A 7,081-nucleotide genomic window follows, 5' to 3' on the forward strand; every position below is an offset into this window, starting at 1 on the left:
TTGTAGGCGGTGCGCATTTCTGTGGTATTTTGTTGGGGTGTGGGCGGTGGGGGCCGTATGAAGGTCGACCCGGCCGGGGGGGGGGGGGCCGGCGGCCCCCGGGTATAAGCCGAGCGTTTTCTCCCGGGACGCCTCCTAATAGCCTAAGGGTTCACAATCGTCCCGAAATATCGGGACGGCCGCGGCCTCGTAGGGAGCCGGCTGGAGCCGGTCCTTACTCGCCCTTGGCCTTGGCGATGATCTCCTCCGCCACGGCCTTCGGAACCTCGGCGTACGAGTCGAACTGCATCGAGTAGCTCGCGCGACCAGAGGTCTTGCTGCGCAGATCACCGACGTAGCCGAACATCTCGGAGAGCGGCACCAGCGCCGTGACGACGCGGGCACCGTGACGCTCGTCCATGGACCGGATCTGGCCACGGCGAGAGTTGATGTCACCGATCACGTCGCCCATGTAGTCCTCGGGCGTGGTGACCTCGACGGCCATCATCGGCTCGAGGAGGACCGGCTTGGCCTTCCGCGCGCCTTCCTTGAACGCCATCGAACCGGCGATCTTGAACGCGAGCTCGGACGAGTCGACGTCGTGCGCCTGGCCGTCGAGCAGCTTCACGCGGACACCCTGCAGCGGGTAGCCGGCGAGGATGCCGAACTCCATGGCCTCCTGGCAACCGGCGTCGACCGACGGGATGTACTCCCGCGGCACGCGGCCACCGGTGACCTGGTTGACGAACTCGTAGCCCTCGGCCTGCTCGAGCGGCTCGATCGCGATCTGCACCTTGGCGAACTGACCGGAACCACCGGTCTGCTTCTTGTGGGTGTAGTCGATGCGCTCGACGGCCTGACGGATCGTCTCGCGGTACGCGACCTGCGGCTTGCCGACGTTGGCCTCGACCTTGAACTCACGCTTCATACGGTCGACCAGCACCTCAAGGTGCAGCTCGCCCATACCCGCGATGATGGTCTGGCCGGTCTCCTCGTCCGTGTTGACCTGGAAGGACGGGTCCTCCTCGGCGAGACGCTGGATGGCAACACCCAGCTTCTCCTGGTCACCCTTGGACTTGGGCTCGATCGCGACGCGGATGACCGGGGCCGGGAAGTCCATGGACTCCAGGATGACCGGGTTCTTCTCGTCGGACAGCGTCTCACCGGTGGTGGTCTGCTTCAGGCCCATGACGGCGACGATGTCGCCGGCGCCCACCGACTCGATCTCCTCACGCTTGTTCGCGTGCATGCGGTAGATCTTGCCGATGCGCTCCTTCTTGCCCTTCACGGCGTTCAGCACCGAGGTGCCGGACTCCAGGCGGCCGGAGTAGATCCGGACGAAGGTGAGCTTGCCCAGGTGCGGGTCGGACATGATCTTGAACGCCAGCGCGGCCAGGGGCTCGTCGTCCGAGGCCTTGCGGGTGATCTTGGTCTCCGGGTCGTTGGGCTTGGTGCCCTCAACCGACTCGATGTCCAGCGGCGACGGGAGGTACTTGACGACCGCGTCGAGCAGGGGCTGAACGCCCTTGTTCTTGAACGCGGTACCGCAGAAGATCGGCGTGAAGGCCGACTCCAGGGTGCCCTTGCGGATCGCCTCGTACAGCAGCTCCTCGGGGACGTCCTCGCCCTCCATGGCGAGCATCATCACGTCATCGCTGACGTTCGACACCTCGTCCAGGAGCATCTCGCGGTACTCGTTCGCCTGCTCCTGCAGCTCGGCCGGGATGTCGACGATGTCGTACATCTCGCCCTTGGCGGCCTCGGCGGACCAGACCAGCGCCTTCATGCGGACAAGGTCGACAACGCCCTTGAAGTCCGCCTCGGCACCGATCGGGAGCTGCATGACCAGCGGGGTCGCGCCGAGGCGGTCCACGATGGTCTTGACGCAGAAGAAGAAGTTCGCGCCCGTGCGGTCCAGCTTGTTGATGAAGCAGATGCGCGGGACGCCGTAGCGGTCAGCCTGCCGCCACACGGTCTCGGACTGGGGCTCGACACCGGCGACACCGTCGAACACCGTCACGGCACCGTCGAGGACGCGCAGCGAACGCTCCACCTCTACGGTGAAGTCGACGTGACCCGGGGTGTCGATGATGTTGATGGTGTTGTCGACGTCGTCGACCGTCCAGTGACAGGTCGTCGCGGCCGACGTGATCGTGATGCCGCGCTCCTGCTCCTGCTCCATCCAGTCCATGGTGGCAGCGCCATCGTGGACCTCACCGATCTTGTACGAGACGCCGGTGTAGAACAGGATCCGCTCGGTGGTGGTGGTCTTGCCCGCGTCGATGTGCGCCATGATCCCGATGTTGCGGACCCTGGCGAGGTCAAGGGAGGTTGCAGCCATGGTGGCTCGTTCTCTCTCTGTCTAGTGACGGGGTAGGGACTACCAGCGGTAGTGCGCGAAGGCCTTGTTGGACTCGGCCATCTTGTGGGTGTCCTCGCGACGCTTCACGGAAGCGCCCAGGCCGTTGCTGGCGTCGAGGATCTCGTTCATCAGGCGCTCGGTCATGGTCTTCTCGCGACGGGCGCGGGAGTAACCGACCATCCAGCGCAGCGCCAGGGTGCTGGCGCGGCCCGGACGGACCTCGACCGGAACCTGGTAGGTCGCGCCACCGACACGGCGGGACTTGACCTCGAGGGCCGGCTTGACGTTCTCCAGCGCGCGCTTCAGCGTCACGACCGGGTCCGAGCCGGTCTTCTCACGGACGCCCTCAAGGGCGCCGTAGACGATCCGCTCGGCGGTGGAGCGCTTGCCGTGCAGCAGGATCTTGTTGACCAGCTGGGTGACGACCGGGGAGCCGTAAACCGGGTCGATGATGACCGGGCGCTTCGGGGCGGGGCCCTTACGAGGCATTCTTACTTCTCCTTCTTGGCGCCGTAGCGGCTGCGAGCCTGCTTGCGGTTCTTGACACCCTGGGTGTCAAGCGAACCGCGGATGATCTTGTAGCGGACACCAGGAAGGTCCTTCACACGACCACCGCGCACCAGCACGATGGAGTGCTCCTGCAGATTGTGGCCCTCGCCCGGGATGTAAGCGGTGACCTCGATCCCGCTGGTGAGGCGCACACGGGCGACCTTGCGGAGAGCCGAGTTCGGCTTCTTCGGGGTGGTCGTGTACACACGCGTGCAGACCCCACGACGCTGCGGGGAACCCTTCAGCGCGGGAGTCTTGTTCTTCTCGACCTTGTCCTGCCGGCCCTTTCGGACCAGCTGCTGGATCGTAGGCACCGTTTCTCCGTTTTCTGTGTGCCAAGGCTTGGTAAAACTAACCTGCGGTGATCCCCCGCACACGGCCCCGTGGTCGACCCACGCGGTCGGGTGTGTTGGGCTTATTCCGACACGGAATCCCATGAGCTGATGTACAGCGACGGCGCTCAACGCGCGGGGCGCTGGAAGGCGCTCCGGCTCGGCGCGGCGACCGGTGTGCATGCACGCACAAGGACCCGGGGACACCCCAGGCACAAGGTCAGAGCGTACCTAGCGCATCGGGCGCGGTCAAAACAAATGCAACGCCGCAGGTCGCGACCTTCGGCCGGATGTCCCAGGAGTGTCCCGGACGCGACCACCCGGTGTCGGACCGCCCTCCACCCGCTCTACCACAGCCCGCCGACCGCCGCCACCGGGGCGGGCCGCGCCCAGGGCGACCCGCTCAGACCGGCACCTGCAGCACCACCAGGAGCAGCAGCGTCCAGAGCGCGCAGCCCGCGTAGCCGAAGAGCAGGCCGAGGGTGGAGACCCAGTCGCCGGCCCGGTCGTGGCGGCTCAGCTGGGCCTTCGCGACGTGCCCGACGACCACCGCGGGCAGCGAGAGGCCGGTCAGACCGAAGACCAGTGAGGTGACCGCCAGCCCGTTGGTGGAGCGAACCGGCGGCGGAGGCGGCGGGAGGAAGGTCGCCGGGACGGGCGGGGCGGCGAAGGCCATCGGCGCCGGCATCGGGCCGGAGGGCAGGTCGGACACCAGCCCGGCCAGCTGGCCGTAGGTCTGCGCGACGGAGGCCTGCTCGTGGCGCTGCTCGTACTCCTCGGCGGAGAGCCGGCCCTCGGCGAACGCGGCCTTCAGCACGTCGATCGTCCGGTCCCGGTCCGCGTACCCGGCGCGCATCCCCGCGTGGAACCCGGGCTGCGGGACGGACTGCGGTACGGGCTGGGGCTGCCGGCCCCCGGCCGGGCCGCGATCCGGCTCGCCAGGGTCCGAGGCTCCCCACGGTTGAACGGCCATCCGCACCTCCCGGCACCCGGCGCGGCCCCGCGCCCCTCGCTGTCCCTCACTGCCCCTCATAGTGCAGGACGAACGGCGGAGCTGAGTAGTTGCCAATTCCAGCCCGGCACCCGCCGTAACGCGCCGTCCGGACGGCGCGCCTCACCCGTTCGGCCCACTCGCTCAGGGGATCCTCAACTCGGGAGACAGCCCGTTTCCGCAGTGACAGGCTGAGTCCGAGACACCCATCCGCCAGCGAACAGAGAAGGCCGCCATGCAGGCGTCAGCGCCGCCGCCGTCCGACCACCCCGCACCCGTTCCCCCCTCCGCCGTCAGCATCCAGGGGCTGTGGAAGCACTTCGGCGGCCAGGCCGCCGTCGCCGGACTCAGCCTGGAGCTGCCGGCCGGCTCCTTCATCGGCCTGGTCGGTCCGAACGGCGCCGGCAAGACCACCACGCTGTCCATGGCCACCGGCCTGCTCCGGCCCGACCAGGGCACCGTCCTCATCCACGGCGGCGACGTCTGGGCCGACCCGGTCGCGGTCAAGGCCCGGATCGGCATCCTGCCCGAGGGGCTGCGGATGTTCGAGCGGCTCAGCGGCCGCGAACTGCTGCAGTACAACGGGCGGCTGCGCGGCCTGCCCGGCGCCGAGGTGGACCGCCGCGCCGAGGAGCTGCTGGCCGTCCTGGACCTCGCCCGCGACGCCGACAAGCTGGTCGCCGACTACTCCACCGGCATGCGCAAGAAGATCGGCCTGGCCGCCGCGCTGCTGCACAACCCCGACGTGCTGTTCCTCGACGAGCCCTTCGAGGGTGTCGACCCGGTCTCCGCGCAGACCATCCGCGGCGTGCTCAAGCGGTACGCGGCGGCCGGATCCACGGTGGTCTTCTCCAGCCACGTGATGGAACTGGTCGAACAGCTCTGCGACTGGGTCGCCGTGGTCAACGCCGGCCGGGTGATCGCCCACGGCCCGCTGGACACCGTGCGCGGCGGGCGCAGCCTCCACGAGGCCTTCCTCGGCCTGATCGGCGTCCGCGAGGACGACGGCCAGGCGCTCGGCTGGCTCGGCGGCGGAGCGGCCGGGAACGCGCCGGCCGGCGGCGGGCAGCTCGGCGGACAGGCCGGCGGGCAGGCCGGCGCGCAGCTCGGGGGCGGGCAGTGAGCACCGCCCCCGCAGCCGCCCGCACCCCGGTGCCCGACGGGCGGACGGTGGTCCGCGCCCTGGTGGCACTCAAGCTGCGGCTGCTGCGCAACGGCCTGCGGCGCAGCCCCGGCCGGACCGCCGTGTACGTCATCGGCGGCGTCCTCGGCCTGGCCTTCGCGGCCGGCATCGCCTTCGCCCTCGCCATGATGAACGGGCGCTTCGACGGCTCCGGGGACGCCGGGGTGATGCTGCTCGGCGTGCTCACCCTCGGCTGGGCGGCGCTGCCGCTGTTCCTCTTCTCCAGCGACGAGAGCGCCGACCCGACCCGGCTCACCATGCTCCCGCTGCGGCCCGGACCGCTGCTGCGCGGCTCGCTGCTGGCCGCGCTGATCGGGCCCGGCCCGCTGGTCAGCCTGGTGCTGGTGACCGGCGCGGCGCTGTCCGGCGCCAACGGCGGGGCCTCGGCCGCGGCCGCACTGGTCGGCGTCCCGCTGGCCGTGCTCTGCCTGGTCACGCTCTCCCGGGCGGTCGCCGCCGGCAACGCCCGGATGCTCTCCAGCCGGCGCGGCAAGGACTTCGCGATCTTCGGCGGACTGCTGTTCGCCCTGCTCGTGCAGGCCGCCAACGTCGGCTCGCAGAGCGTCTTCGGCCGACCCGGGGACCACCTCGACCTCAGCCCGCTGGCGCCGATCGCCTCCGTGCTGCGCTGGCTGCCGCCGGTCGGCGCGGCCGACGCGGCCCGCACCGCCGGCGAGGGGCGGTACGGGCTGGCGCTGTTCCAGCTCGCCGCGGCCGCGGCGCTGCTCGCCCTGCTGCTGCGCTGGTGGCGCGGCAGCCTCCAGGAGCTGATGGTCACCGCCGACTCCTCCACCCTGGAGGTGGCCCGCGGCGTGCAGAGCTCGCGCGGCTGGAGCTTCCTGCCCGAGGGCCGGGCCGGCGCGGTGATGCAGCGCCACCTCCGGTACGCCTGGCGGGAGCCGCGGGCCAAGGCCGCGGTGTTCACCAGCATCGGCATGACGCTGGTGATCTGCGTGCTGTCGATGGTCCAGGGCTGGTCGAGCGTCTACCTGCTGGCGATGACCGGGATGTTCCTCGGGCTGCAGATGCTCAACCTGTTCGGCATGGACGGCTCGGCGTTCTGGATGGTCGCCGCCACCCTGCTCACCCCGGCCGACGCCCGGGACGAGCTGCGCGGCCGGGCCTACGCGGTGCTGTCGTACGCCATCCCGGTGACGCTGGTGCTCGGGCCCGTGCTGGCCGCCGCCACCGGCGACTGGGCCGGCCTGCCGTCCGCACTCGGCCTCGCGCTCGCCCTGCTCGGCTGCGGCGTCGCGCTCGGCGCGACGCTCAGCGTGCTCGCGCCGTACACCATGCCGGCCGACAGCAACCCGATGCGCAACGCCGCCCCCGGGCAGGGCGGCCTGGTGCTGGTCAACCAGTTCGGCTCGCTGTTCGGTGTGGCGTTGCTCTCCCTGCCGGTGAGCGGCTACCTCGGCTGGGCGCTGCTCTCCGCCGGCCCGACCTGGCCGGTCCTGGTGGTCGGCCCGCTCTACGGCGCCCTGATCGCCGCCCTCGGCATCCGTTTCGCGGCCGGGCGGCTGCTGGAGCGCGCCCCGGAGATCCTGGCCAAGGCCGTCGAGCGCTGAGTCGCCTGCGTCACCCCGGAGCGGCCGGTGCCCGCGAAAGGGGCCGGCGCGCCGGCAACAAGGGGGGGTGGGCCCGGCCGGGGAGGAGAGCAGGGGCACACCCAGGGGCAGCCCGCG

General features: G+C 70.4%; 6 protein-coding genes. 2 read left to right on the forward strand and 4 right to left on the reverse strand.

Annotated features, from left to right (window positions below):
* Window positions 1-214 precede the first annotated feature (214 nt).
* The 4 genes from fusA to ACFV61_RS00700 all read right to left on the reverse strand — a co-directional run bounded on the left by fusA (window position 215) and on the right by ACFV61_RS00700 (window position 4,195).
* Window positions 215-2,320, reverse strand: coding sequence for an elongation factor G (gene fusA, locus ACFV61_RS00685; RefSeq protein WP_363369328.1), 2,106 nt, complete (start codon window positions 2,318-2,320; stop codon window positions 215-217).
* 39 nt (window positions 2,321-2,359) lie between these two features.
* Complete coding sequence (gene rpsG / locus ACFV61_RS00690; protein WP_030055803.1) at window positions 2,360-2,830, reverse strand: 30S ribosomal protein S7; 471 nt, start codon at window positions 2,828-2,830, stop codon at window positions 2,360-2,362.
* Window positions 2,831-2,832: 2 nt separating this feature from the next.
* A complete protein-coding gene (gene rpsL / locus ACFV61_RS00695; protein WP_014144289.1) occupies window positions 2,833-3,204 on the reverse strand; it encodes a 30S ribosomal protein S12 in 372 nt (123 codons plus the stop codon).
* Window positions 3,205-3,625: 421 nt separating this feature from the next.
* Complete coding sequence (locus ACFV61_RS00700; RefSeq protein WP_380489256.1) at window positions 3,626-4,195, reverse strand: DUF1707 and DUF4190 domain-containing protein; 570 nt, start codon at window positions 4,193-4,195, stop codon at window positions 3,626-3,628.
* A 253-nt stretch (window positions 4,196-4,448) separates the two neighbouring features.
* Here ACFV61_RS00700 and ACFV61_RS00705 point away from each other — a divergent pair, with 253 nt between their 5' ends.
* Together ACFV61_RS00705 and ACFV61_RS00710 are read left to right on the forward strand one after the other, a co-directional pair.
* On the forward strand, window positions 4,449-5,336 hold the full coding sequence (locus ACFV61_RS00705) for an ABC transporter ATP-binding protein (protein ID WP_380423800.1): 888 nt from the start codon (window positions 4,449-4,451) through the stop codon (window positions 5,334-5,336).
* Window positions 5,333-6,964, forward strand: coding sequence for a hypothetical protein (locus ACFV61_RS00710; RefSeq protein WP_063348952.1), 1,632 nt, complete (start codon window positions 5,333-5,335; stop codon window positions 6,962-6,964). Before ACFV61_RS00705 ends, ACFV61_RS00710 begins: the two co-directional genes overlap by 4 nt.
* Window positions 6,965-7,081: the final 117 nt, after the last annotated feature.

The sequence above is a fragment of the Kitasatospora sp. NPDC059817 genome, from assembly GCF_042731835.1.
In the GTDB taxonomy this organism is placed as follows: domain Bacteria; phylum Actinomycetota; class Actinomycetes; order Streptomycetales; family Streptomycetaceae; genus Kitasatospora.